The organism is Nocardia sp. NPDC051833 (assembly GCF_040681225.1).
Taxonomy (GTDB): Bacteria; Actinomycetota; Actinomycetes; order Mycobacteriales; family Mycobacteriaceae; genus Nocardia.
This window is the reverse complement of the sequence record NZ_JBFAYK010000001.1, coordinates 342,060-367,980: the sequence shown is the minus strand read 5'-3', so window position 1 is coordinate 367,980 and position 25,921 is coordinate 342,060. Positions and strand designations below refer to the sequence as shown.

General features: G+C 71.7%; 21 protein-coding genes. 8 read left to right on the top strand and 13 right to left on the bottom strand.

What is annotated here, in order from left to right; all coding sequences use genetic code 11:
• The 3 genes from AB0L91_RS01735 to AB0L91_RS01725 all read right to left on the bottom strand — a co-directional run bounded on the left by AB0L91_RS01735 (position 1) and on the right by AB0L91_RS01725 (position 4,720).
• Positions 1-1,116: a type III PLP-dependent enzyme gene (locus AB0L91_RS01735; protein WP_365006879.1), complete on the bottom strand. Its 1,116-nt coding sequence runs from the start codon at positions 1,114-1,116 to the stop codon at positions 1-3.
• 104 nt (positions 1,117-1,220) lie between these two features.
• Entirely contained in the window at positions 1,221-3,719 is a 2,499-nt protein-coding gene (locus AB0L91_RS01730) for a DUF3516 domain-containing protein (RefSeq protein WP_365006878.1), read from the bottom strand.
• A 56-nt stretch (positions 3,720-3,775) separates the two neighbouring features.
• Positions 3,776-4,720 (bottom strand): PAC2 family protein, encoded by a 945-nt coding sequence (locus AB0L91_RS01725; protein ID WP_355277582.1) that lies wholly within the window; start codon positions 4,718-4,720, stop codon positions 3,776-3,778.
• A 195-nt stretch (positions 4,721-4,915) separates the two neighbouring features.
• Between AB0L91_RS01725 and AB0L91_RS01720 the strand changes: the two genes are divergently transcribed.
• Positions 4,916-5,656 carry a sensor domain-containing protein gene (locus AB0L91_RS01720; RefSeq protein ID WP_365006877.1) on the top strand — a complete coding sequence of 247 codons (741 nt, stop codon included), beginning with the start codon at positions 4,916-4,918 and terminating at the stop codon, positions 5,654-5,656.
• A gap of 137 nt (positions 5,657-5,793) precedes the next feature.
• A complete protein-coding gene (locus tag AB0L91_RS01715) occupies positions 5,794-6,957 on the top strand; it encodes a DUF4192 domain-containing protein (protein WP_365006876.1) in 1,164 nt (387 codons plus the stop codon).
• Positions 6,958-6,976: 19 nt separating this feature from the next.
• Here the strand turns inward: AB0L91_RS01715 and galE are convergent, their stop codons facing one another.
• Together galE and AB0L91_RS01705 are read right to left on the bottom strand one after the other, a co-directional pair.
• Positions 6,977-7,957 carry a UDP-glucose 4-epimerase GalE gene (galE, locus tag AB0L91_RS01710; RefSeq protein ID WP_365006875.1) on the bottom strand — a complete coding sequence of 327 codons (981 nt, stop codon included), beginning with the start codon at positions 7,955-7,957 and terminating at the stop codon, positions 6,977-6,979.
• Between the two features lie 3 nt (positions 7,958-7,960).
• Entirely contained in the window at positions 7,961-8,647 is a 687-nt protein-coding gene (locus AB0L91_RS01705) for a metal-dependent transcriptional regulator (protein ID WP_355277572.1), read from the bottom strand.
• Between the two features lie 129 nt (positions 8,648-8,776).
• Between AB0L91_RS01705 and AB0L91_RS01700 the strand changes: the two genes are divergently transcribed.
• Together AB0L91_RS01700 and AB0L91_RS01695 are read left to right on the top strand one after the other, a co-directional pair.
• The gene (locus AB0L91_RS01700) at positions 8,777-10,018 is read left to right on the top strand and encodes an acetoin utilization protein AcuC (RefSeq protein WP_365006874.1); all 1,242 of its coding nucleotides are present in this window, start codon (positions 8,777-8,779) and stop codon (positions 10,016-10,018) included.
• Entirely contained in the window at positions 10,011-12,755 is a 2,745-nt protein-coding gene (locus AB0L91_RS01695) for a GNAT family N-acetyltransferase (protein ID WP_365006873.1), read from the top strand. The genes AB0L91_RS01700 and AB0L91_RS01695 overlap by 8 nt, the downstream gene beginning before the upstream one ends.
• Before the next feature lie 111 nt (positions 12,756-12,866).
• On the opposite strand, the gene AB0L91_RS01690 is transcribed toward AB0L91_RS01695, so the two are convergent.
• The 3 genes from AB0L91_RS01690 to AB0L91_RS01680 all read right to left on the bottom strand — a co-directional run bounded on the left by AB0L91_RS01690 (position 12,867) and on the right by AB0L91_RS01680 (position 16,719).
• Positions 12,867-13,835: a sigma-70 family RNA polymerase sigma factor gene (locus tag AB0L91_RS01690; RefSeq protein WP_022566390.1), complete on the bottom strand. Its 969-nt coding sequence runs from the start codon at positions 13,833-13,835 to the stop codon at positions 12,867-12,869.
• A 168-nt stretch (positions 13,836-14,003) separates the two neighbouring features.
• Positions 14,004-15,521 (bottom strand): methyltransferase, encoded by a 1,518-nt coding sequence (locus AB0L91_RS01685; RefSeq protein WP_365006872.1) that lies wholly within the window; start codon positions 15,519-15,521, stop codon positions 14,004-14,006.
• Positions 15,522-15,972: 451 nt separating this feature from the next.
• Positions 15,973-16,719, bottom strand: coding sequence for a VOC family protein (locus tag AB0L91_RS01680; protein WP_365006871.1), 747 nt, complete (start codon positions 16,717-16,719; stop codon positions 15,973-15,975).
• 201 nt (positions 16,720-16,920) lie between these two features.
• On the opposite strand from AB0L91_RS01680, the gene AB0L91_RS01675 reads away from it, so the two are divergent.
• Positions 16,921-18,312, top strand: coding sequence for an MFS transporter (locus tag AB0L91_RS01675; protein WP_365006870.1), 1,392 nt, complete (start codon positions 16,921-16,923; stop codon positions 18,310-18,312).
• Here AB0L91_RS01675 and AB0L91_RS01670 read toward each other — a convergent pair.
• Positions 18,283-18,642 (bottom strand): DUF3099 domain-containing protein, encoded by a 360-nt coding sequence (locus AB0L91_RS01670; RefSeq protein ID WP_357345707.1) that lies wholly within the window; start codon positions 18,640-18,642, stop codon positions 18,283-18,285. The two genes, AB0L91_RS01675 and AB0L91_RS01670, sit on opposite strands and share 30 nt — an antisense overlap.
• A 143-nt stretch (positions 18,643-18,785) precedes the next feature.
• Between AB0L91_RS01670 and AB0L91_RS01665 the strand changes: the two genes are divergently transcribed.
• Positions 18,786-19,022, top strand: a complete 237-nt coding sequence (locus AB0L91_RS01665; RefSeq protein WP_355277558.1) for a DUF3039 domain-containing protein — start codon at positions 18,786-18,788, stop codon at positions 19,020-19,022.
• Here the strand turns inward: AB0L91_RS01665 and AB0L91_RS01660 are convergent.
• On the bottom strand, positions 18,995-19,981 hold the full coding sequence (locus AB0L91_RS01660) for a YihY/virulence factor BrkB family protein (protein WP_365011137.1): 987 nt from the start codon (positions 19,979-19,981) through the stop codon (positions 18,995-18,997). The genes AB0L91_RS01665 and AB0L91_RS01660 overlap by 28 nt on opposite strands.
• Positions 19,982-20,378: 397 nt before the next feature.
• Here AB0L91_RS01660 and AB0L91_RS01655 point away from each other — a divergent pair, with 397 nt between their 5' ends.
• Entirely contained in the window at positions 20,379-22,058 is a 1,680-nt protein-coding gene (locus tag AB0L91_RS01655) for a DEAD/DEAH box helicase (protein ID WP_365011135.1), read from the top strand.
• Positions 22,059-22,068: 10 nt separating this feature from the next.
• Here AB0L91_RS01655 and AB0L91_RS01650 read toward each other — a convergent pair whose 3' ends face one another.
• Positions 22,069-22,671, bottom strand: coding sequence for a TetR/AcrR family transcriptional regulator (locus AB0L91_RS01650; protein ID WP_365006869.1), 603 nt, complete (start codon positions 22,669-22,671; stop codon positions 22,069-22,071).
• Between the two features lie 147 nt (positions 22,672-22,818).
• On the opposite strand from AB0L91_RS01650, the gene AB0L91_RS01645 reads away from it, so the two are divergent.
• The gene (locus AB0L91_RS01645; protein WP_365006868.1) at positions 22,819-23,553 is read left to right on the top strand and encodes an SDR family oxidoreductase; all 735 of its coding nucleotides are present in this window, start codon (positions 22,819-22,821) and stop codon (positions 23,551-23,553) included.
• Positions 23,554-23,593: 40 nt separating this feature from the next.
• Here the strand turns inward: AB0L91_RS01645 and AB0L91_RS01640 are convergent, their stop codons facing one another.
• The gene (locus AB0L91_RS01640) at positions 23,594-24,136 is read right to left on the bottom strand and encodes a hypothetical protein (protein ID WP_365006867.1); all 543 of its coding nucleotides are present in this window, start codon (positions 24,134-24,136) and stop codon (positions 23,594-23,596) included.
• Positions 24,136-25,875, bottom strand: a complete 1,740-nt coding sequence (locus tag AB0L91_RS01635; protein WP_365011134.1) for a DEAD/DEAH box helicase — start codon at positions 25,873-25,875, stop codon at positions 24,136-24,138. Before AB0L91_RS01635 ends, AB0L91_RS01640 begins: the two co-directional genes overlap by 1 nt.
• Positions 25,876-25,921 lie beyond the last annotated feature (46 nt).

Genomic DNA, 25,921 nt, shown 5'->3' with positions numbered 1-25,921 from the left:
TCACTCTCGCTCAGCGCCCGAGACATGAACGGTCAAGGGCGGAAAACCATTGAAGGACACCGACGAATAACTCGCGGTATAGGCGCCGGTGTCGAGGATCTGGATCTGATCACCGGCTCGCAACGTGGTCGGCAGAAGGACCTTCGTGCGTTGATACAGTACATCGTCGCCGTCGCAGGTCGGACCCGCGACCACCGCCTCATCCACCGGATCGCCGTCGCGATCGGTGACGAACCGGTAGGCGATGTACTCGTTCTCCGTCTCGGCCATACCGTTGTACCGGCCGATGTCGAGATACACCCAGCGCCGGCCATCCGGCGCGAATCGCACGCCGACGACCTCGGCGTGAATGGTGCCCGCGTTGCCCACCAGCGCGCGGCCGGGTTCGACGACCAGGCCGGTGGACTCGGGCAGGAACTCGGCGGCGGCCGCGGTCATGGCGGCCGCGATCGCGTCGAGTTCGGGGGCCGCGTCGACGTAGGAGATCGGCAGGCCGCCGCCCACGTTGACCGCGGCGACGTGAATGTCCTTGTCCGCCAACGCGGTCACGATCTCACCGGCCTGCCGGATGCCGATCCGCCAGGCGGCCGGATCGAGCTGCTGGGAGCCGACGTGGAAGTACGGGCCGCCCACCACCAGGCCCAGATCGCGGGCGCGCACCAGCAGCCGCAGCGCCTCGCTCGGCGCGCAGCCGAACTTGGTGCCGAAGGGGGTGCGCGACTCCGGCGCCGAGGACAGGAACCGGCACTCGACCTCCGCGCCGGGGGCGTGCTCGGCGATGCGCAGCAGATCGTCCTCGGTGTCGAAGGCGTAGCGGCGCACCCCCAGGGCGAAGGCGCGCGCGATGTGGGCGCTCTTCTTGATGGGGTTGCCGTAGCAGAGCTTGCCCGCGTCGATCCCCAGGCGCAGCGCCTGGTCGATCTCGCCGATGCTGGCCACGTCGAACTCGGCGCCCTCGGCGTCGAGCAGGGTCAGCAACTCGTCGACCGGTGCCGCTTTCACCGCGTACCTGATCCGGGTGCCCCGGCTGCGCCGCGCCGACACGGCGGCTGCGAGAGTTCGGTAATTGGCACGTACCCGTTCGGGGTAGATGACAAGGTACGGGGATTCGGGCATAGTTGAACTTTCGGTCGGCGGCCGGGAGAGACTATCAGCGGCGCCTACCCAACAACGAATCCGTCAAACATTCGTCATTTTCGACGATAGTGAACGGGTATCACTCAGCCCGCTGACACCGTGACCTCGTCGAACACGACCTCGCCCGCGGCGTCGGACTCCTCCAGATCGACGATGGCCGTCAGCGCCCAGCCGTGGTCCCCGGCGGGGTCGTCGAGCACCTGGCGTACGTTCCAGAAACCCGGCCGCTGCTCCACCTGGAACAGCTGCGGGCCGCGGGCGTCGGGGCCGGTGCCGATCGTGGCGTACTCGTCGAAATAGGGGGCGAAGTCCTCGGCCCAGTCGGGGCCGGGGCTCAGTTCGTCGAGGTCGTACCAGCGCTGTCGAGAGGCCAGTTCGACCCGGCGGAACATGGCGTTGCGCACCATCACCCGGAAGGCGCGCTCGTTGGCCGAGATCGGGCGCACCGACTCCGCGCCGAACGCGACCTGCTCGGCGTCGTTCTCCGCGCCGGGGTTGGTGAGCTGCTCCCATTCGTCGAGCAGGCTCGAATCCACCTGGCGGATCAGCTCGCCCAGCCATTCGACGAGGTCGTCGAGCTCCTCGGTGCGCGCCGCGTCGGGCACCGTGCGGCGCAGCGCGCGGTAGGCGTCGGCGAGATAGCGCAGCACCACGCCCTCGGAACGGGCCAGCTCGTAGAACGAGATCAGCTCGGCGAAGGTCATCGCGCGCTCGATCATGTCGCGCACCACCGACTTCGGCGACGGCGCGAACTCCGAGACCCAGGGATGCCCGGCCCGGTAGGTCTCGAACGCGGGCTCGATCAGCTCGGCCAGCGGTTTGGGCCAGGTGACCTCTTCCAGGAGCTCCATGCGCTCCTCGTATTCGATACCGTCGGCCTTCATCTCGGCCACCGCGGCGCCGCGCGCCTTGTGCTGCTGGGCCATCAGCAGCTGGCGGGGGTCCTCCAGGGTCGCCTCGATCAGCGAGACGACATCGAGTGTGTAGGTGGGGCTTTCGCGATCGAGCAGTTCGAAGGCGGCCAGCGCGAACGGCGAGAGCGGCTGATCGAGAGCGAAGTCACGCTGCAGGTCGACGGTGAGCCGGGCCATCCGGCCCTTGGCGTCGGGTTCGGTGAGCTGTTGCACCACACCGGCATCGCGCAGCGCGCGGTAGAGCCGGATCGCGCGCAGGATGTGCTTGCGCTGGGCGGGCCGCGGCTCGTGGTTGTCCTCGAGCAGGTGGCGCATGGCGTCGAAGCAGTTGCCGGGCCGGGCGATCACGTTGAGCAGCAGGGCGTTGGTCACCGCGAAGCGCGACACCATCGGCTCGGGCTGCGCGGCGACGAGCCGGTCGAAGGTCTCCTCGCTCCACGAGACGAAACCCTCGGGTGGCTTGCGGCGCTGCACCTTTCGCTGCTTCTTCGGGTCGTCGCCCGCCTTGGCGATCAGGCGCGCGTTCTCCACCTCGTGCTCGGGCGCCTGGACGACGACGGTGCCCATGGTGTCGAAGCCGGCGCGGCCGGCGCGGCCCGCGATCTGATGGAACTCACGGGCTTTGAGCCTGCGGGTGCGGACGCCGTCGAACTTGGTGAGCCCGGTCAGCAGCACCGTGCGGATCGGCACGTTGATGCCGACGCCGAGGGTGTCGGTGCCGCACACCACCTTCAGCAGGCCGTCCTGGGCGAGCTTCTCCACCAGCCTGCGGTACTTGGGCAGCATGCCGGCGTGATGCACGCCGATGCCGTGCCGGATCAGCCGCGAGAGGGTCTTGCCGAAACCGGCGGCGAACCGGAACTCGCCGATGGCGGCGGCGATCGCGTCCTTCTCGGCGCGAGTGGCGAAGTTCACGCTGGTCAGCGCCTGCGCGCGTTCCAGCGCTGCGGCCTGGGTGAAGTGCACGACGTACACCGGCGCCTGATGGGTGGTGACCAGTTCTTCGAGCGTCTCGGTGATGGGGGTGCGCACGTAGGAGAACGTCAGGGGGACAGGGCGTTCGGTGCCCGCGACCACCGCCGTGGAGCGGCCGGTGCGGCGTTCGAGATCCTCGGCGAAGAAGTCGACCTCGCCCAGGGTCGCCGACATCAGCAGGAACTGCGCGCGCGGCAGCTCGATGATCGGGACCTGCCAGGCCCAGCCGCGATCGGGATCGGCGTAGAAGTGGAACTCGTCCATCACGATCTGGCCGACCTCGGCGTCGGGGCCCTCGCGCAACGCCAGGTTCGCCAGGATCTCCGCCGTCGCGCAGATGATCGGGGCGTCGGCGTTGACCGCCGCGTCGCCGGTGACCATGCCGACGTTCGCCGCGCCGAACACCTCGCACAGTGCGAAGAACTTCTCGCTGACCAGCGCCTTGATCGGCGCGGTGTAGTAGCTGCGCTGCCCGTTGGCCATCGCGAACAGGTGCGCGCCGACCGCGACCAGGGACTTGCCCGAGCCGGTCGGCGTCGCCAGGATCACGTTGGACCCCGACGCCAGCTCCATCAGCGCCTCGTCCTGCGCCGGATACAGGGGGGTGCCCTGCTCGGCGGCCCACGCCGCGAACGACTCGTAGAGCGCGTCGGCGTCGGTCCCGGGGATTTCGAGCAGGTCGGTCAGATCCACTCCGACCACCCTAGTGGGCAGGATGGGCGTGGCCCCCGTCAGCACGGCCCGGCGGGTCAGTCCTCGCTGTCGCGGGCGTTGTCGCCGTAACCGCCCTGCTCGGCGAGGAAGCGCTCGAACTCGGCGCCGAGCTCCTCGCCGCTGGGCAGTTCACCGTCGCCGGCCAGCAGGCTGGACTGGCTCTCCTGGGCGGTCACGAAACTGTCGTACTGGCGTTCCAGCGCCGTCACGACCGTCTCCACCTCCTCGTTGCCCGCGATGTGCTCGGCGACCTGCTCGCGCACGCGCGCGGCCGCCTCGCCCAGCGCGGTGAGCGGCAGTTCGAGGCCGGCGCTGTCGGCGACGTTCTCCAGCAGCGTCTGGGCGGCTTCCGGGTAGTCGGTCTGGGCCAGGTAGTGCGGCACGTGCACGGAGAACCCGAGCGACTCGTGGCCGTGCTGGGCCATCCGGAACTCGAGCAGCGAGGACGCGCTGCCGGGCACCTGCAGCTCACCGGGCCAGCGCTGGTGGTCACCGATCAGCGAACGGTCCGAGGAATGCGCGGTGACACCCAGCGGCCGGGTGTGCGGAATCGCCATCGGGATCGCGGACAGCCCGATCGTGCGGCGCACACCGAGCTGCTCGGCCAGCAGCCGCACCGCGGTGGTGAACTTCTCCCAGCGCAGATCCGGCTCCAGGCCCGCCAGCAGCAGGAACGGGGTGCCCGCGGTGTCGCGCAGCGCCCACAGGTTCAGCTCGGGCTCGGCGTACTCGGCGAAGTGATCGGTCTTGAACGTCATCAGCGGACGCCGCGAGCGGTAATCGAGCAGCTCGTCGACGTCGAAGGAGGCGACGAGCTCGGATTCCAGGCTCTCGCGCAGATGGGTGGTCGCCAGGCGCACGGCGTGACCGGCGTCGGTGAAACCTTCCAGCCCGTGCACCAGCACGGGGCCCGCACCGTCGTCCGACGACAGCTGCGGTGCCGGGAACTCCAGCTCGTACATGTGCGACTGGTCATCCATCGCGTACTCCTTCCTGCGCGGTCCACCAACGCTCGCGGCGGGGGAGGCGTTCTCCATTGTCCCCCACGCGAGCAGAAGCGTCGCACACGGCCGGAGGACGGCTCGTCCTGCTACACAACAGCCACCGCTGCCTCGACATTCCCGCGCGGCGTGGCGATCACGCCCCGACCGGCCCGGTGCGGCACAGTGGGAGGGGTGAACGTGGCGGAAACGACACCGGCCCACCACGGCGATCCGGTCCGGCGCCCCGGGCAGCGGCGCCGGACCCTCGTCTGCGCGGTGGCGGTCGCCGGGCTCGCGCTGACCGGGTGTGGCGAGAGCATCAGCGGCACGCCGGTCGCCCAGAGCGCGATGGCGGTCCGGCACGTCGACGGCGCGCTCGCCGATCTGCTGCCCACCGCGCAGCAGTTCCCGGCCCGGTATCCGGCCGTGGTGCTGCCGCCGCAGGCCGCGGCCGCGGCGGCGGGCGATCTGGACGGGGTCGGGGCCGCGGCCACCGTCAGCCCGTCGCGATGCACGCCACCGGACCCCGGGCCGGGCGGCGAACCGGCCGCGGTCGCAGTCGGCAACGACGACGCGAGCCGGGCCACACTCACCGTCGAACTGTCGCGCACCACCGAGGCGGCCGCGCGCCTGCGCGACCGGCTCGCCGGGTGCGAGCAGATCCGGGTCAGCCGGGCGGGCGCGGAATCGACCGTCTCGACCGTGCTCGGCACCGCCGTCCCGGCGGGCGCCGACGACGCGGTGTCGTTGCGGCGCACCGTTGTTCCCGATGTCGGTGGGCCAGGGCTGACCCAGACGATGCAGACCTCGATCGGGCAGGTCGGCGATGTGCGGATCACGGTGACGTCGATGACTTTCGGCGCGGGGCAGCCGGACGACCAGGCCGTCGCGGAGATGTTCGCGACCGCCGTGCGCCGGGTGCGCGAGGCCTAGCACGCGGGGGTGACAAGTCCGGTCCGGGCGCGACGCCGGGACCGGGATCGCTCCACAGCCGCGACGCCGTCAACAGGGCGGCGGAATGCCCAGGTCGGCTGTCCGGCGCCGACGACGGCCCCGGGCACGGTGGAGCCATGACACCTTCGACGAACTCCACCCGCCGGGCCACCCGCTCCGGACCCTTTCCCCGGGCGCTCACCTGCGCCGAATCCACCCCCGGCTATCCCGCGCGCCTGCCACAGCCGCCGCTGCGGGTGGACGATCCCGGCGAGCTCATCGCCGCCCTGCCCGCCATGCTCGGCTTCGTCCCCGAACGCTCGCTGGTCGTCGCCGTCCTGCAGGGTGCGGGCCGGGGCGGTGCCACGGCGATCGAGGCGGTGGTGCGGTTCGATCTGGACGCACTGGCCGATCCGCACCGGATCGGCCAGTTCACCACCTGTGTCGGGTCGATCTGCCTGCGTGAGCACGCCGCCGGGGTGCTGGCGGTCTTCGTCGACGAGGCCGGGACCGGGGTGATGCAGGCGCTGCGGGCGGCATCGCTGCTCGAAGCGCTCGGTGACGAGGGCATCGTCGTGTGCGGGGCGTGGTCGGTGCCCGCGATCGTGGCGGGGGCGCGGTTCCGGGACCTGTTCCAGCGCGGCGCGGGCGGGGTCGTCGGGGATCCGGCGTCGTCGATGGTGGCGCTCTCGCACGTCCTCGACGGCAGGCAGATCCGCGGCTCCCGCACCGAACTGACCGCCCTGGTCCGGCCCGACCGCCACCTGCGCGCCCGGGTGCAGACCCGGCTCGGACCCGCGGTCGCGCGCTATCGCGGTGGCCTGTCCGCCGCGTCCCGCGCCGGGCACGCGGTGGCCTATCAGCGCCGGGCGCTGGAATGGGTGCTGTGGCAGATCGCCGACGCCGCCTCGGGGGCGCCGCGCGCCGATCGCGAACTCGCGCAGCTGGCCGCCACGCTGCGCGACCGGCCGATCCGGGACGCGATGTACGGGCTGGCGCTGGGCGATCACGCCGAGGCCGCCGAGCAGCTGTGGGCCCAGCTGGCCCGGGCCACCCCCGGCGCCGATCGCGCCGAAGCCGCCGCGCTGCTGGGATTCAGCGCCTACCTGCGCGGGGACGGCCCGTTCGCCGGGGTCGCCCTCGCCGCCGCGGTGGACGCCGACGCGACCCACCCGATGGCCGTGCTGCTGGAGACCTCGTTGCAGAGCGGTTTGCGGCCGGAACGGCTCCGCAAACTCGCGCACTGCGGTCACCAGATCGCGGCCGATCTGGGGGTCGACATCGGCCCACTCCGGTCATGACACCGGCGATCGGCGGAACTCAGCGCGCGCTGTGCGCCTTGTCACCGAGCGAACGCAGGAATTCCCAGGCGTCGGAGACGATCTCGTCGAGATCGTTGTGCGCAGGCTGCCAGCCCAGCTCGGCGATCGCCCGGTCGCTGGAGGCGATGAGGACCGCCGGATCGCCCGCGCGGCGCGGCGCGTCGATCGCCTCGATCGGCAGGCCGGTCACCCGCTCGCACGCCGAGATCACCTCGCGCACCGAGAAACCGGTGCCCGAGCCGAGATTGAGGATCCGGTGGCTGCCCGGCTGCGACGAGGCCAGGGCGAGCAGATGCGCCTGCGCCAGGTCGCGGATGTGGATGTAGTCCCGCACGCACGTGCCGTCCGGCGTCGGCCAGTCGGTGCCGTAGACGGAGATGGCCTTGCGGTGGCCCAGCGCCACCTGCAACACGAGGGGGATCAGATGTGTTTCCACGACTCGGTTCTCACCGAGACCGGCGTAGGCGCCTGCCACGTTGAAGTAGCGCAGGCTCGTCGCGGCCAGACCGTGCGCCACCGCGTAGGAGGTGATGGCGTGGTCGATGGCCAGTTTGCTCGCACCGTAGGGGTTGGTGGGGCGGGTCGGCGCGGCCTCGGTGATCGGCACCTGATCCGGTTCGCCGTAGGTCGCGGCGGTGGAGGAGAACACCAGGCGCGGGGTGCCGGTCTCGCGGATCGCCTCGAGCAGGGTCAGTGTCTTGACGACATTGCCCTGCCAGTACTTCTCCGGCTGCTCCACCGACTCGCCGACGAGCGACTGCGCCGCGAAATGCAGGACGCCGTCGAAGGATTCGGCGCGCAGCAACTCCGGTGCCGCGACGGCGATGTCACCCTGGACGAAGCGGGCGCCGGCGGGGACACCGTCGGCGTTACCGGTCGAGAGGTCGTCGACGACGACCACCTCGTTGCCGGCCTCGAGCAGGACGGCGGCGCAGACGCCACCCACGTAGCCGGCGCCGCCGGTGACCAGAAGTTTCACGTATCAGACCAGCCTCACCTGGACGGCGTGCGCCATCTCTTCGGACAGTTCGAAACCACTGTGCCCCGGCACCGTGATCAGCACCGCACCCGGCTTGGTCTCGACGGTGACGCGCGCGTCGGGCACTACACCCGCCTCGCGCAGCCTGCCGATGACCTCCGGGTCGGTCTGGATGTGCTCGGCCAGCCTGCGCACCACGACGGCGTGCAGCGCGCCGTTGGGCAGGTCGGACAGCCGCACGAGCGTCTCCTCGGCAGCGGGGGTATCGCCGAGGCCGAGCTCGTCCAGCCCGGGGATGGGATTGCCGTAGGGCGAGGTGGTCGGGTGGTTGAGCACCTCGATCAGACGCCGTTCCACCTCCTCGCTCATCACGTGCTCCCAGCGGCACGCCTCGGCGTGCACGTTCTGCCAGTCGAGGCCGATGATGTCGACCAGCAACCGCTCGGCGAGCCGGTGCTTGCGCATCACCGCGACCGCCATGGCGCGGCCCTTGTCGGTCAGCTCGAGGTGGCGGTCACCCGCGACCAGCAGGAGGCCGTCGCGTTCCATCCGCGCGACCGTCTGGCTCACCGTCGGACCACTCTGCTCGAGCCGTTCGGCGATACGCGCCCGCAGCGGCACCACGCCCTCTTCCTCGAGGTCGTAGATGGTACGGAGATACATCTCCGTGGTGTCGACCAGATCCTTCACCTGTTACCCCTTCGTCGGCACGAATTCTACCCACGCGCGAACGCCCGTCCGCCCGCCGGACCGGCGGCCCTATTTCTACTGCATGTCAACGCGTCACGGGGGTCGCTGCTTCCGACTAGCGTGGCGAGCATGGTCACGCCGCCGCGCAGCGAAGAGCCCGGGACCGTCGTGTGGACCGAGCGATTCCTCGGCTACACCTGGAGTCCGGAGCACCCGATGAAACCGGCGCGTCTGCAGTTCACCATGTCGCTGGCCGAAAGTCTGGGCGTGCTCGACGGTGTCGAGCCGTTGGCGCCGGCCACGGCCACCCAGGCGGACCTGTTGCGGGTGCACAGCAGCGCCTATATCGAGGCGGTGCGGCGGGCCGGGGACGGCCCACCGACGCCCGAGGACACGGTGTACGGCTTGGGAACCGCCGACAATCCCATCTTCCCACGCATGCACGAGGCGGCGTCGGTCATCGTGGGCGGAACGCTCGCCGCCGCCGGGGAGATCGCGGCCGGGCGGACCCGGCGGGCGGTGAGCATCGGTGGTGGCATGCATCACGCCATGCCCGACGCGGCGGCGGGCTTCTGCATCTACAACGATGCCGCGATCGCGATCTCGTGGCTGCTCGATCACGGCTTCGACCGCATCGCCTACCTCGACGTCGACGTCCATCACGGCGACGGCGTGCAACGCGCCTTCTACGCCGATCCGCGGGTGCTGACGATCTCGCTGCACCAGCACCCGGCGACGTTGTGGCCCAACACCGGCTGGCCCACCGAGACCGGCATCGGGGCGGCCGAGGGCACCTCGATCAACCTGCCGCTGCTGCCCGGCACCCGGGATGCCCAGTGGCTGCGCGGATTCCACGCGGTGGTGCCCGGCGCGGTGGCCGCGTTCCGGCCGCAGATCATCGTCAGCCAGTGCGGCGTCGACACCCATCGGGAGGACCCGCTGGCCGATCTCGAGCTCACCGTGGACGGTCAGCGCGCGGCCTTCCTGGCGATGCGTGATCTGGCCGACACGTATGCCGAGGGGCGCTGGCTGGCCATCGGCGGCGGCGGATACGGGGTGGTCCGGGTGGTGCCCCGGGCCTGGACGCATCTGCTCGCCGCGGCCCTGGACCGGCCGCTGGCACCGGAGACCCCGGTCCCGGCCGACTGGATCGAGCAGGTGCGCGCCGCCGCACCCCGGGTCCAGCCGCCGACCAGCATGGGTGACGGTGGCGACACCGCCTACCGGCCCTGGGACGGTCCCGGTGGCACCCCCGAGCTCGGTGACGCCGGCCAGATCCGCGCCCAACGGGCCATCGATACCGCCATCACGGCCACCCGGCGGGCGAGTTTCGCCCTGCTCGGGCTCGACCCGGAGGATCCTCGTGACTGAGCCGCTGCTCCCCGACACCCCCGATACGCCCGCGAATCCGCCTGCGCCACCCCAGCACTGGTACGGCGACGTGCTCGCCTCCGACGGCGGCGTGGTCCGGGTGCGCCCGATCGTGCCCGCCGACGCGCCCGCGCTGGCCGTGTTCCACGCCGCGCTGTCGGATCGCACCCGGTATCTGCGCTATTTCGGTCCGTACCCGCGGATCTCGCCCAAGGACATGTACCGCACCACCCACGTGGACTACCGCGACCGGGTGGGACTGGTCGCCCTGCTCGGGGACGCGATAATCGGCGTCGCCCGCTACGAGCTGCTCGACCGGCAGGGCCCGCGCGCCGCCGAGGTCGCGTTCGTGGTCGCCGACGAGCACCAGGGCCGCGGGCTCGGCTCGGTGCTGCTCGAGCACCTGGCGGGGGCGGCGGCCGAGAACGAGGTGGTGGCCTTCGTCGCGGAGGTGCTCGCCGAGAACGAGGCGATGATCACCGTCTTCCGCGATGCCGGCTATCAGCTGCAGCGCAGTCGCGACGGCGCCGAGGTGCATCTGGAATTCGCGATCGACCCCACCGAAGCGCTGCGCACCGTGCGGGATTCGCGCGAGGCCGCCTCGGAGGCGCGCAGCGTCGGCAACCTGCTCGCGCCGGGCTCGGTGGCCGTGATCGGCGCGTCGCCGGAGGCCACCCGGGTCGGCGGCGCGGTACTGGCGAACCTGCTCGCCGGCGGCTTCAGCGGCCCGGTGTTCCCGGTGAACCCGCACCGGCGCTCGGTGCGTGGGGTGCGCGCCTACGCCACGGTGCGCGAGATCCCCGACGAAGTGGACCTGGCGGTCGTCGCGGTACCACCGGCCGCGATCGGGTCGGTGCTCGACGACTGCATGGCCAAGGGGGTCAAGGGCCTGGTGGTGCTGACGGCGGGTTTCGGCGAGACCGGACCCGAGGGCCTGGCCGCCGAACACGAGCTGGTCGCCGCGGCCCGCGGCCACGGCATGCGGGTGGTCGGTCCCAGCGCGCTCGGCATCGCCAACACCGACCCGGCAGTCGGGCTCAACGCCACCCTGGCCCCGGTGCTGCCCGAGCGCGGGCGGATCGGGTTCTTCTGCCAGTCCGGCCCGCTGGGCGCGGCGATCCTCGGCGAGGCGGCGGCCCGCAATCTCGGCCTGTCGACGTTCGTGTCGGCGGGCAACCGCGCCGATGTCTCCGGCAACGATCTGCTGCAGTTCTGGGACACCGCCGCCGATACCGAGGTGATCCTGCTGTACCTGGAGAGCTTCGGTAATCCGCGCAAGTTCTCCAGGCTGGCCCGGCGGGTGGCGCGCGGCAAGCCGATCGTGGCGGTGAGCAGCGGCCGCCTCGCGGCGGGCGCCGATATGGATCGCACGGTGGTGCGCGACCTGTTCGCCCAGGCCGGGATCATCCAGGTCGACTCCATCTCGGAGCTGTTCGACTGCGCCGCGCTGCTGGCCAGTCAGCCGTTGCCGCGCGGGCCACGGGTGGCGGTCGTAGGCAACAGCGCCGCGCTGAACTGGCTGGCCATCGACGCCGCGCACAGCGAGGGCCTGCGCGTGCACCGGCCCGCCACGGCGCTGGATCGCGGTCCCAGCGCGCGGCCGACCGAGCGGGCCGCCAGCGCACCGGTCGACGGACCGGTGGATCTGGGGCCAGAGGCTACCCCCGCCGACTATCGGGAAGCGGTGCAGGCCGCGCTGCGCAGCGACGAGGTCGACGCGGTGATCGTCGTCGTCGCCCCGCCGGTGCCGGTGCCGATGACCGGCTTCGCCGACGCGCTCCGGGCCGCGGCCGCCTCGGCGCCCGGCAAGGACAAGCCGGTGCTGACCACCTTCGTCGCCGAGTCGGGCATTCCGAAGCTGCTCGCGGTCCGCACGACCGGTGGCGCGCCGGCCAGAGGATCCATCCCCTCGTATCCGGACCCGGAACGCGCGGCCAGGGCACTGGCCAGGGCCGAGCGTTACGCCCGCTGGCGGGACCGGCCGGTCTCCCCGGTCGTGCGGCCGCCCGGCATCGACACCGCGGCCGCGTCGGCCCTGGTGGCGGGGTGGCTGGCGGAATCGGGCGGGCGCTGGCTCACCGACGAGGAGACGGTGCGGCTGCTGAGCTGCTACGGCATCGACGTCGTCGAGTTCCGGGCGGTGCACGACGCCGAACAGGCGGTCGCCGCCGCCGAGGAACTGGGCTATCCGGTCGCGGCGAAGGCCACCGGGGAGCTGTGGCGGCGCAGGCCGGACCTGCTCGGGGTGCGCCTGGACCTGTGGACCCCCGACGCGGTCCGCCAGGCCTACACCGACCTGGTGGAGATCTGCGGCGATCCGCTGCTGCACGTGCAGAAGATGGCGACCAAGGGCATGGGGTGCGTGCTGCGGGTCACCGACGACCCGTCGTTCGGGTCGGTCATCGAGTTCGGGCTCTCGGGCCTGATCATCGAGTTGCTCGGCGACCGTGCCTTCCGCGCGCTGCCGCTCACCGCGGAGGAATCCGTGGCCCTGATCGAGGCGCCACGGGCCGCGCCGCTGCTGTCCGGGGGTCAGGCCGGGCCGGCCGTCGACAAGGCGGCCCTGGCCGAGCTGGCGCAGCGCATCTCGGCCCTGTTCGACGACATCCCGCAGATGCGCGAGCTGTCCTGCGATCCGGTGCTCGCGGCACCGTCATCGGCCGAGATCATCTACGCCAGGGCCCGGATCGGCCCGGAACCGAGCCGCTTCGACACCGGTCCGCGCAGGCTGGCCTGAGCGGGTCCCCGACGAACAACGCCGACCGGCTCGCGACCCCGGAGGGGTGAGGTCGCGGACACCGGTCGGCGTTTCGGCAGACGACCCCGCGGGGCCGTCGGGTTCTCGGGATCAGCTGGCGTAGGCGCGCAGCCGGTCGGCGCGCTCGCCCTTGCGCAGCTTGGACATGACCTCGCGCTCGATCTGGCGGACCCGCTCGCGGGACAGACCGAACAGCTTGCCGATCTGGTCCAGGGTGCGGGGCTGACCGTCGTCGAGGCCGAAGCGCAGGCGGATGACCTGCTGCTCGCGCTCGTCGAGGGTGGCCAGGACGCTGCGCACGTCGTGGTGCAGCAGGCCGGCGATGACCGCGCTCTCGGCGGAGGTGGCCTCGGAGTCCTCGATGAAGTCGCCCAGCGGGGCTTCCTCGTCGTTGCCGACCGGCATGTCCAGGCTGACCGGGTCGCGGCTGTGGTCGAGCAGGTCGGCGATCTTCTCCACCGGGATGCCCGACTCGTTGGCGAGTTCGGCGTCGGTGGCCTCGCGACCGAGCTGCTGGTGCAGCTCACGCTTGATCCTGGCGAGCTTGTTGACCTGCTCGACCAGGTGCACGGGGAGCCGGATGGTGCGGCTCTGGTCGGCCATACCGCGGGTGATGGCCTGGCGGATCCACCAGGTGGCGTAGGTGGAGAACTTGAAGCCCTTGGCGTAGTCGAACTTCTCCATCGCGCGGATCAGTCCGAGGTTGCCCTCCTGGATCAGGTCGAGCAGCGGCATGCCGCGGCCGGTGTAGCGCTTGGCCAGCGAGACGACCAGGCGCAGGTTGGCCTCGAGCAGATGCGAGCGGGCGGCCTGCCCTTCGCGGACCAGAATCGCCAGATCACGCTTGCGGGTCGCCGATAACCGCTTACCGGTCTCGAGCAGGTGCTGGGCATACAGGCCCGCCTCGATACGCTTGGCCAACTCGACCTCGTCGGCCGCCGTGAGCAGTGCCGTGCGGCCGATTCCGTTCAGGTACACGCGTACCAGGTCGGCGGCCGGGCTCTGGGCGTCGATATCGGACTCGCTGGGGCGCACACGAGTAGTGGCGGGGCTTGTCATGACTTGCCTCCTGTCGGTGGTGTCTCACTCCGATCAACGGACCCGACTTAGAGAAAGTTCCCGATCGTGCCGGTGATAAACCGCTCTGAGCTGCGGGTTCCCACCGGTACGGCTGAGAAGTTCCTGAGAAGAGCACCGTGCCCGGAACTCGGCCCACCACCGGGCGGCTTACACGGGTCGGACCAATCCGTGGCGCACCAGACCGGCCACGACGCCGAGTGCCTGGGCGGCGAACTCCGGGGTCACCTCGTCGGCGCCCTCGGCGAGGGCCAGCAGTTCGAGCAGTTCGTACAACGGCAGACCATCCGGTCGCATTCCCGCGACCAGGGCCACCGTCGACTCGTCGACCTCGTGCTGCCAGCGCGGACCGTCGCCGCGATGCAGCCGCGCGACCTGCTCGGCCCAGCCGTGCTCACCGGGCAGATACACCCGCTCCAGGGCGGTGGCCGGGCTCGGCGCGAAGCGGGAGGTCAAGGCGAGGGTGTCGTCGGCGGCCACCGCGCGCAGCCACGCCGAGCGCGCGAAGTAGGCGGGCGCCTCGTCACCGAGCGGATCGTCGAAGCCGTGGGTGAGGTCCTCGGCCATCAGCTCGGTCGGTCCGTCGATGGCGTGCAGGTAGACGAACCCGAACCCGATGCCCTCCACGTCGGCGGCCTCGAACGCCGCCAGCCACGCCTCCGCGCGGGCCTGGGCGGCCGGGTCACGTGGGTCCAGGCCCGCGTCGCGCAGCCAGGTGCCCACGTAGAGCGCCGGATCGGCGACGTCGCGCTGCACGACCCAGGCGTCGACGCCGTGGGCGGGCAGCCACGACGACACCCGCTGCCGCCAGTCCTGGCCCTCGACGTGGACCCAGGCGGCGAGCATGGCCGCGGTGCCGCCGGGGGCAAGCAGACCGGGCGCCTGCCCGATCACCAGTTCGCTGGCCCCGTCCAGGGCCAGCCCGGAGTCGCGATAGGTGTGTTCGATGCGCGCCGGGCCGACAACGAACGGGGGATTGGCCACGATCTGATCGAACTTCCGGCCCGCCACCGGTTCGAACCAGGACCCTTCCCGCAGTTCGATGTCGAGTTCGTTCAGGGCGGCGGTGGCCTGGGCCAGCCACAGCGCTCGCGCGTTGACGTCGGTGGCGGTGACCCGGCCCGCGTAGCTCGCCGCGTGCACGGCCTGCACACCGCAGCCGGTGCCCAGGTCGAGCAGGGTGCCCACCGGTTCGGTCGGTGTGGCGCGCAGCAGCGACAGCGACGCGTGCCCGACACCGAGGACATGGTCCTCGGTGAGGGTGCGCCTGCGCATCGAATCGTCGAGGTCGGACAGGATCCAGCGGGTGCCCGCGCCGGTGTCGAGCGGGCGCAGATCCAGTGCGGCCCTGAGGTCGTCGCCGTCCCGGGCCAGCAGCCCCGCCGCGACGGCGTCGTCGATCCGCACCGGCGACAGCGCGGCGGCGACCTCGCGTTCCGGCAGCGCGTCACCGAGCAGCAGCAGCCGGATCAGCGTGCCCAGCTCCCCGGCCGCCCGCGCGGCCCGGCGCACCGGCACCGGCTCGGACCGGCCCAGCGCGGCGTGCACGTCGGGGCCGAGCGCGTCCACCAGCGTGTCGGCGTCGTAGCCCACCCGGATCAGCGCCGTGCGCAGGTCCGGGCACAGGGCGGTGAGCAGGGAACCGGTGGTCGTGGGGTTCGTAGGCACCCGCCTACTCTGCCAGGGCAACGCGCGCCCGGATCGACCAGCTACAGGCGCGTGTCGTGCGGCCCGGCACGCGCCCACCGCTGGAGGGGCCGCCCCCGTGCCGACGGTGCTGGGCTGGCAACCGTCGCCGCCACCGGCCACTCCCGGACTATGTCCGGCGGTCGATGGGGCTGGCTGTCGTGGCCGCCACCAGGCCGGTCCCGGACCTGTCTGGCCGTTGATGGGGCTGGCGACCGTCGCCGCTGCCGGGCCGTTCGCGGACCATGTCCAGTGGTCGATGGGCTGGGTGTCGTCGCCGCGACCGGGCCGGTCCCGGACCATGTCTGGCCGTCGATGGGGTAGAGGTCACCGGCGCCCAGGCTCGCTCTGGCGCTCGCGCATCGTGTCCGGTCGTCGATCGGTCGTCCGGCAGGAGCCCGGGGCGTTGACGGCGGCGGTCCCGGCGGGTGGTTCAGCCGGTGTACGGGTCGCGGCCGGTGACGCAGTAGAGCGCGGAACCGGGGTCGCGCAGCACAATCCAGCGTTCGCCGTCCGCGACCCGGGTGGCACCCAGCGATTCGTGCCAGGCCGCGGTGGCGGTGATATCGGAGGAGGCCAGGTCCGGGTGGGCGGCGGCGGGGCGCGGCTCGTCGAGGCGTTGGAGCAGGAAGTGCAGCGGCTGGTCGGGGCCACGTAGGCGGGAGAATTCCGGACGGCGGCCCGGCCGGTGGGTCCAGCCGGTCAGCGCCTGCCAGAAGGCGGTGTCGGTCGCGATGTCGGCGGGGGACAAGTCCAGGCAGACCTGATCGAGGCGGGTCACGGTGCCGTCGGGCGCGGTCGACACGACGACCGGGGGTGGGGTCGCGTCCTCGGGCGTGGCGGCCTCGCGAACCGGGGTGAAGCAGAACGTCTGTCCGGCGGGCGATTCCAGCACGGTGTAGTCGCGCTCGACGGTGACGACCCGGGCGCCGAGATCGGTCGCGCTCGCCACCGCGGCGGGAATGTCGTCGACGTCGAGGTCGAGGTGGATACCGCCGTCGTCCCCGACGCGCTGCATCTTCAGCCAGGCGGGACCGGTGGCGGGCAGCAGGGTGACGAATTCGCCGTCCGCGCCACGGGGTTCGGACACGGTGGAGCCGGTGACCGTCGCCCAGAACCGCACGCAGTCGTCGAAACCGGTGGCGGGACGGTCGAGAAAGGCCCACGTCCAGCGAATCATGCTGTCTCCGTTTCGGTGTGGATCGGGTCCCGGCGCGGCCGACCGATCGTCGGCGCGGGGGCGGAGGTCCTGTCCGCACGGTAGGCGGCAACGGGCGCGCTGTCGACCGCGATATCGCCGGGCGGCGAGTTGGCAGGATGTCGACGAAAGATGTCATCGCGGCCACTCGTTCGTGCCGCGAAGTTCCGGCACCCTGTTCCGGTGACCGATCTCCGCGCGCCCCTGCCGCCCACCGGCGACGACCCGGCCGACCGCGCCACGCCCGTCCCCGGCGACGCGGGGGCCATCGATCGGCCGACCGACGTCGCGCCGGTGACCACCCGGCGTCGTCGCGCCCCGCATCCCGCGTGGATCGTGGCGGGCGTCGGCTTCGTCGCCTTGCTCGGCGCCGCCGCCTTCCGCTCGGTGCCCAGCGTCCTGATCGACCCGCTGCACGCCGAGTTCGGCTGGTCGCACGCGACGATCTCGGCCGCCGTCTCCCTGAACATGCTGCTCTACGGCGTGATCTCGCCGTTCGCGGCCGCGCTGATGGACCGCTTCGGCATCCGCCGGGTGGTGTGTTCGGCGCTGGTGCTGATCGCGGCGGGCAGCGGGCTGACGGTGTTCATGACCGAGGCCTGGCAGCTGGTGGCGACCTGGGGCCTGCTGGTCGGCGTGGGCGTGGGATCGATGTCGATGCCGTTCGTCGCCACCATCACCGGCCGCTGGTTCGTGCGCAGCCGCGGCCTGGTCACCGGCGTGCTGACCGCCGCGGGCGCGACCGGTCAGCTGGTGTTCCTGCCGCTGGTGTCGATGCTGGCGCACGAGCACGGCTGGCGGTTGCCGTCGGTGCTCGTGGCAGGCGTCGCGCTGGCCGTGGTGCCGCTGGTGTGGCTGTTCGTGCGGGACTACCCGAGCGATGTCGGCGTGCGGGCCTACGGAGCGCCGGAGGGTTCGGACGCGGGGACGCGCGTCGCGGTCGACGGGGGCGCGGGCCGGGCGCTGAGGGTCCTGGCCTCGGCAGCGCGCAGGCCCGGGTTCTGGCTGCTGGCAGGCGGTTTCGCGGTGTGCGGCGCGTCGACCAACGGCCTGGTCGGCACGCATTTCGTGACCGCGGCCCACGATCACGGCATGCCGCCGACCACCGCGGCGGGGCTGCTGGCGCTGGTCGGGATCTTCGATGTGGCGGGCACGATCGCCTCCGGCTGGCTCTCGGACCGGGTCGATCCGCGCTACCTGCTGCTCGGCTACTACTCGCTGCGCGGGCTCTCGCTGCTGATCCTGCCCTCGCTGCTGGGTCCGCACACCCAGCCCAGCATGTGGGTCTTCGTGGTCTTCTACGGCCTGGACTGGATCGCCACGGTCCCCCCGACCGTGCTGCTGTGCCGGGAGCTGTTCGGCGCCGACGGGCCGATCGCGTTCGGCTGGGTGTTCGCCGCTCATCAGGTCGGCGCGGCGATCGCGGCCACCGGCGCGGGACTCATCCGCGACCTGCAGGGTTCCTACGATCTGGCCTGGTACCTCGCCGGCGCGCTGTGCGGCCTGGCGGCGCTGATGTCGATGCTGGTGCGGCGCCCGCGGGCGTCAGCCGTCGATGGCCTTGTGCGGGCGTGAGTCCAGCGCGATCTGGTTGGCCCGGCCGTCCCAGCGGCTCGGCTCGTCCTTGCTGCGCGGCGGCCGGTCGTTGGCGATGAGCACGGCGATCCAGGGCAGCGGCACCGAGGCCACGATGATCAGGATCGAGATCAGCGGGTTCTCGAACGCACTGTAGGCGATCGCGGCCAGGATCAGGCAGGGGATGCGGAAGGCCATGATGATCGTGTAGCGGCGGACGCGGGCGCGATGCTGGTCGTCGAGCGACGGCGCGGCCTCGGTGATGAGCACCGGGTGCTTGGCGTCGGCGCCGGGGAAATAGCCGCGCGAGGAACTCGGCGCGGCGGGCATCGTCACCTCCGGGGCCGGTGTCGGCTCGTCGGCGCCGGGGGTGTCGCCGTGGGACTGCATACCCCGAGTCTTCCACTCGACGCCGGCGAACGCACACGCGGCTGGTCAGCGGTACGCGCCCGGGATGCGGCATCATGGAAGGCGTGAGTACAGACACTCTGGTACGCCCGGAAACCACGACCGACGAGACGACCGGCGACGACGTCCCCAAGTTCTTCCACTACGTGAAGAAGGACCGGATCGCCGAGAGTGCCGTGATGGGCACCATGGTCGTCGCGCTGTGCGGCGAGGTCTTCCCGGTGACGCGTTCGCCCAAGCCCGGTTCGCCGGTCTGCCCGGACTGCAAGAAGGTCTACGACGGCTTGCGCAAGGGCGACTGAACCGGCTCCGCGTTCGGTGCGGTCGATGCCTCCGCCGAGGCGTCGGCCGCCTCGTCGCGTTCGTCGTCACCGCGCACCTGGTTGCTGAGCCACTCCTTGACCTGCTCCATCCGGGTGGCTCTGGCCGGCCAGAACTCCTGCACCGCGGCGTTGAACTCGGCGCCGAGGATCACCGCGAAGCCGAGGAAATAGGTGAACAGCAGGAACGCGATCGGCGTGGCCAGCGCGCCGTAGCTCACCCCGGTGGCGGTGATCCAGGCCAGATACCGGCGCAGCAGGTCGCTGGCGGCCAGGAAGAACACCCCCGCCACCAGCGCGCCGCCGAAGAGCCGGTGCCAGGGCAGCGATCGGTGCAGCGCCAGCTTGTAGAGCGTGGTCAGCCCGACGATCAGCAGCAACCCGACGATCGGGTAGTAGAACGTGTCGATCAGGCGCAGGCCGGGTTCGCGCCAGGTGTCGGGCAGCACCCGGCCGATCCGGGTGGGTCCGAGCGCGATCACCGGCAGGATCAGCACCGCCGCCACCAGGAACTGCACGTACAGCAGCAGCGCGAAGATCCGCTGCCAGACCGGATGCCGGGCGTCCTGCTGATCGTGGGCCTCCACGATCGCGTCGACGAAGGTCGCCATCGCCGAGGACCCGGCCCACAGCGACAGCACGAAGCCCACCGACACCACCGCGCCGCGCCCGCGGCCGAGCACGTCGTCGACGGTGGGTTCGATCAGGTCGGAGACGACCGACGGACTGAAGAACTCCCGGCTGAACGCGATGATCTTGGATTCCACGATCTGCACCGTGTCGGGGCCGAAGAGCCCGCCCACGTAGCCGAGGCTGCCGAGCAGGCCGAGCAGCAGCGGCGCGAGCGAGAGCGTCTGCCAGAAGGCGGCGGCCGCCGATTTGGCGAAGATCGAGTTGTTCCAGCACTTCTGGGCCACCCGGACCACCAGCCGCCACGCCATGAGCAGCCACCGCGTCACCCGGGCGTGTTCGCGGGGACGTTGCCCGGCGGCCCCGGCCGGGGCCGCGGGCGGGGCGGGCGGACCGCCGGGCAGGGGTGCCCGCGGCGGGTGCGCCGCGTCGGCTGCCCGGATCTGGTCGTTGCTCATGGTGTCTCCAGCATCCCGCACGATGGTGGTCCGTGTGGTGCGGGCCGGGCATCGTGTCGGCGGGTAACAGGTAAATGGCCGGTGACCTCGGGCTCGTTTGTGATGCCTGTCGCCCACCCCGCGTCGGTTTGGCGACACGCCGCATCGGGCGGCTAGGGTCGTCTGCGTGACTGGGTCGGGTGGCGTCGCTGCGGCGAGAGAAGCGGGTACACCGGGCGATGCGGCCGCGGGGGGTGCGTCGGGGGGTTCCCTGCGCGCCTGGCAGCGGCGCGCGCTCACGAAATACCTGGCCACCAAGCCGCGCGACTTCCTCGCGGTCGCGACCCCCGGCGCGGGTAAGACCACCTTCGCGCTGCGGGTAGCCGCGGAGTTGCTGGCCGATCGCACGGTCGACCAGGTGACCGTTGTCGCGCCGACCGAGCACCTCAAGCACCAGTGGGCCGCCTCGGCCGCCCGCTCCGGCATCCAGCTGGACTCGCGCTTCTCCAACAGCACCGGCGGCACCTCCGGCGACTACCACGGCGTCGTGGTGACCTACGCCCAGATCGCGGCCCACCCCGCGCGGCACCGGGTGCGCACCGAGAATCGCCGCACCCTGGTGATCCTCGACGAGATCCACCACGCGGGCGATGCCAAGAGCTGGGGCGAGGCCACCGAGGAGGCCTTCGGCGACGCGACGCGCAGGCTCGCGCTGACCGGAACCCCGTTCCGCAGCGACGATTCCAAGATCCCGTTCGTCACCTACGAACCCGACGAGGCCGGTTTCCCGCGCTCGCGCGCCGACCACTCCTACGGCTACGCCGACGCCCTGGCCGACGGCGTCGTGCGCCCGGTGGTCTTCCTGGCCTACTCCGGTGACGCGCACTGGCGCGACAGCGCGGGCGAGGAGCACACCGCCCGCCTCGGCGAACCGCTCAGCGCCGAACAGACCGCGCGTGCCTGGCGCACCGCGCTGGACCCGGCGGGCGACTGGATCTCGGCGGTGTTGCGCGCGGCCGACACCCGGCTGCGCCAGCTGCGCTCCTCGGGCATCCCCGACGCGGGCGGCCTGGTGATCGCCACCGATCAGGAACGCGCCCGCGACTACGCCGAACTGCTGGAACACATCTCGGGGGAGCGGCCCGCGGTGGTCCTCTCCGACGACCCGCAGTCCTCGAGCCGCATCGACGAGTTCGCCAAGGGCACCCAGCCGTGGATGGTCGCGGTGCGCATGGTGTCCGAGGGCGTCGACGTGCCGCGCCTGGCCGTCGGTGTGTACGCGACCAGCGCGTCGACGCCGCTGTACTTCGCCCAGGCCATCGGCCGCTTCGTGCGTGCCCGCAAGCCGGGGGAGACCGCCAGCGTCTTCCTGCCGTCGGTGCCGGTGCTGCTCGATCTGGCGGCCCAGCTCGAGCTCCAGCGCGACCACGTGATCGGCAAGCCGCATCGCGAGAAGAACGCGCTCGACGACGAACTGCTGATCGACGCGAACAAGACCAAGGACGAGCCGGGCGAGGAGGAGAAGTCCTTCGTCGCCCTGGCCGCCGACGCCGAGCTCGACCAGGTGATCTACGACGGCTCCTCCTTCGGCACCGCCACCATCGCGGGCAGCGACGAGGAAGCCGACTACCTGGGTATCCCCGGCCTGCTCGACGCCGACCAGATGCGCGCGCTGCTGCGCGAACGGCAGACCCGTCAGCTCGCCGACCGCAGTGCCCAGGACGCCGCCGTCCCCGCGCCCGCCGCGGTCGTCGAACGGGTCGCGACGTCGGACAAGCTGGGGGAACTGCGCCGCGAACTCAACAGCCTGGTCGCGATGCACCACCACCGCACCGGCAAACCGCACGGCGTGATCCACGGCGAGCTCCGGCGCGAATGCGGCGGTCCGCCCACGGCTCTGGCGTCCGCCGACCAGCTGACCGAGCGCATCGCGGCCCTGCGGCGCCAGTAGCGCGTGGACGCTACGTCGTCGACGCGGCGAGTACGTGCAGCGCGCTGTCGACGGCGGCGCTGAGCTCGGCATGGCCGACGTCGTCCCTGGCCTGGATCGAGAGCCCGTACAGGACGGTGCTGTACAGCGTCGCCAGCGCGGCGGTGTCGGTGCCGGGCCGCAGATCGCCGTCGGCGACGCCGCGGTCGAGCCGGGCGTGGATGTCGGCGGTGGTGTGCCTGCGGGCCTCGGCCAGGAACTCGCGGACCGAGGCGTTGCGCGTGGTGTAGGTCGCGCCCGCCAGGACCACCATGCAGCCGTGCGGCAGCCCGGGGTCGGTGTAGGTGGTGATGTTGTCGCGCAGCATCGCCTCGATGGCGGTGTAGGCGGTGGGTTCCTCGCGCAGTGCCCGTGCCGTGCGTGACCCCTCGGTGCGGCCGTAGAGCTCGACTGCGGCGCGGAACAGGGCTTCCTTGTCGCCGAAGGCGGCGTAGAGGCTGGGGGAGTTGATCCCCATGGCGGTGGTGAGGTCGGCCATCGAGGCGCCGTCGTAGCCGCGTTCCCAGAACACCTCCATGGCGCGCCGCAGGGCGACGTCGCGATCGAAACCGCGTGGGCGGCCGCGTTCTGCCATGGCGAACCTTTCTGTGTCGATCGACAAACATACCTCGTCGAGCCCCCGCTCGTAAATTCTGTATCGATCGATAAGAAACTCTTGACGCGGCTCGGCGTCGTGCGCTTGGCTATTTGTGTATTGATCACTACACAAAGGAGCGAACCGATGACGAGCAGCACCGTGGCCCTGGTGACCGGTGGCAGCCGGGGGATCGGCGCCGCCATCGCCCGCAAGCTGGCGGGCGCGGGCGCCGACGTGGCGTTCACCTACCAGCGCGACGAGGTCGCCGCGAAGGCCGTCGCCGCCGACATCGAGGCGCTGGGCAGGCGGGCGCTGCCGCTGCGCGCCGACAGCGCCGACGCGGGGCAGATCGCCGCCGCGGTCGACCGGACCGCGCGGGACCTGGGCGGGCTGGACGTGCTGGTGAACAACGCGGGCATCTTCCCGGCCAAGCCCTACGAGGAATTCGGCCTGGACGAGATCGACCGGGCGCTGAACATCCACGCGCGCGCCCCGTTCGTCGCGGGCCAGGCCGCCCTGGCCCATCTGGGCGAGGGCGGGCGGATCATCTCCATCGGCTCGAACCTGACCGACCGCGCGCTCTTCGGCGGCCTGGCGCTCTACAACCTGAGCAAGTCCGCGCTCAACGGCTACACCAAGGCGCTGGCCCGCGAACTGGGCCCGCGCGGCATCACCGTCAACCTGGTCCAGCCGGGACCCACCGACACCGACATGAACCCGGCGGGCAGCGATCACGCGCCGGTCCAGCGGGAGTTCAACGCGCTGGGGCGTTTCGGCGCGCCCGAGGACGTCGCCGATCTCGTCGCTTTCCTCGCCGGTCCCGCCGGGCGGACCATCACCGGCGCGGTCATCACCATCGACGGTGGCACCAACGCCTGAGCGCGCCGGGGCACCGCGCGAACGGCGGTGCCCCGGCGCGTCAGACCGCGAAGAAGCGCGCGGGATCGAGTGCGTTGATGCTGGTCCAGCGCTGTTCCTGGACGGGTGCCGCGGTGTCGGTGGTCGCGTCGAAATAGCCCTGGAGCTCCAGGGCGAGCCGCGGATTCTCGTCGACCTGCCGGGCGATCGTGTACAGCACCGCGAGCACGTGCACGCACCGGTCGGTGCGCGCCGAACACGAGCAGTCGGTACTGGCCAGGGTCGGGGCGGGCGCGTGACCCGCGTCGAGCAGCGCGCGGTGCATCTCGTCGGTGACCACCGAGGAATCGGGAATCGCCCGCGCGATCGTGGTCACCTCGGCCCGGGTCAGCGGCACCACCTCGACATGGGCGATCGAGGCCTGACCCCCCCGATGCAGATGCGCGCGGACCGTGCGTCCCTCGATCTCGGTGCGCACGCCGTGATTGCGGGCGATGCTGCGGGCGCGGGGCAGCATCGGTTCCGGCTTGGTCTGGCGCAGCGGCTCGGCCAGCCGGACCCAGTCCTTGCCCCAGGGCGTGTAACCGAATTCGTTGTCGGCCATCAGTTCTCTCGCTTCCGGCGCAGGATGTCGACGAGGGCGTCGTCGTCGAGGCGGGCCAGTTCGGCGATGCCCGCCGCGTCGGACAGATCGGTCAGCGCCGATTTCCGGGTGTGCATCGCGGCGATGTGCTCTTCGACCGTGGTCGAGCTGGTCAGCGTGGTGACCGTGACGGTGCGGGTCTGCCCGATCCGGTGCGCGCGGTCGGAGGCCTGCGCTTCGACGGCCGGATTCCACCAACGATCGAAGTGGATCACATCGGCGGCGCGGGTGAGGGTCAGACCGGTGCCCGCCGCGCGCAGGCTCAGCACGAGCACCGGTGGGCCGTCCGGTGACTGGAACGCGGAGACGATCCCGGCGCGCTGGTCGGCGTCTAGCCCGCCGTGGAAGAACGGCGCCGTCACCCCGAACTGTTCGGCGAGATGCCGCACCAGCAGCTCACCGGTCGCGCGGTACTGGGTGAAGATCAGCGTGGGGTCGCCGGTGTCGAGATTGGTCGCCACGATGTCGGTGCAGAGGTCGAGTTTGCCGGAGCGCCCGGCCAGTTCGTCCAGGTCGCCGGAGACCAGGCCGGGATGGTTGCAGACCTGTTTGAGCCCGGTCAGCGCCGCGAGCACGCGCCCCTGGCGTTGCAGCCCGGAGCCGAAGCCCTCGTCGAGCGCCTCGGCGAGCACCGCGTCGTAGACCCGTTCCTGTTCCTGCGTCAGGTCGCACAGCAGATCGCTGTGGATCTTCGCCGGCAGCGAGGCCGCGACCTGGATCTTCTTGCGGCCGAGGAGGACCGGTTCCACCGCGTCCCGCAACCGGGCCGCGGCCGTGGCCGACCCCTCCTCGATCGGTTTGACGAACCGGCGCCGGAACTGGGTGCGGTGGGCGAACAGTCGCGGCACGGTGAGGTGCAGCAGCGCGAACAGCTCGTCGAGATGGTTCTCCACCGGCGTGCCGGTCAGCGCGACCTTGGCGTCGGCGGGCACGGCCTTGGCGGCCCGCGACACCTGCGTGCGCGGATTCTTCAGCGCCTGGGCCTCGTCGAACACCACGGTCGCCCACCGGGTCTCGGTCAGGGCGGCCCCGTGCAGCCGCAGCGTCGGATACCCGGTGACCACGATCGTGCCGGGCGCCGCGGGCACCGCGCCACCGCGCCAGGACACGGCCGTCAGATCGGGCGCGAACCGCGTGATCTCGTGGACCCAGTTGCCGACCAGCGAAGTCGGGCACACCACCAGTTGCGGGCCCGCGGACCGGCCGCGCAGGAATCCGATGGTCTGCACGGTCTTGCCGAGCCCCATCTCGTCGGCCAGCACCGCGCCGCCGTACGCCGCGACGGTCTCGTGCAACCAGCTCACGCCCCGCACCTGATACGGACGCAGCGTGGCGTCGAGCAGGCCGGCGAGTTCGATGGCGGCGAGCTCGGTCTCCCGTAGCACCCGCGCGGCTCGCTCCGCCGAGAAGATCGCGGTGCCGACGGCGTCGGGGACGGCGTGGGCGGCGATCGGCAGGGTGTCGGGCCGGACGTCGGTGTCCTGGGCGAGCACCGCGCGCCACGCCAGCGTCGACGGCGCGAGGTCGCCGGGAGCCAGTCCGGCCAGCTCGGCGGGCGTCACCACGGCGGCCGGGATCTCGGTGGGCTCGATCGCGCCGCGTTCGCCGACCGGCAGCGCGAGCGTGAGGTGTTCCCGATCGCCGAGGTCGGTGGGCGCGGGGCCCGCACCGTGACCGGTCCACGTCCACAGGGCGAACAGGTGACGGTCGGGGAGATAGGTGGCCTGGGTGGCGGGCAGAGCGGTC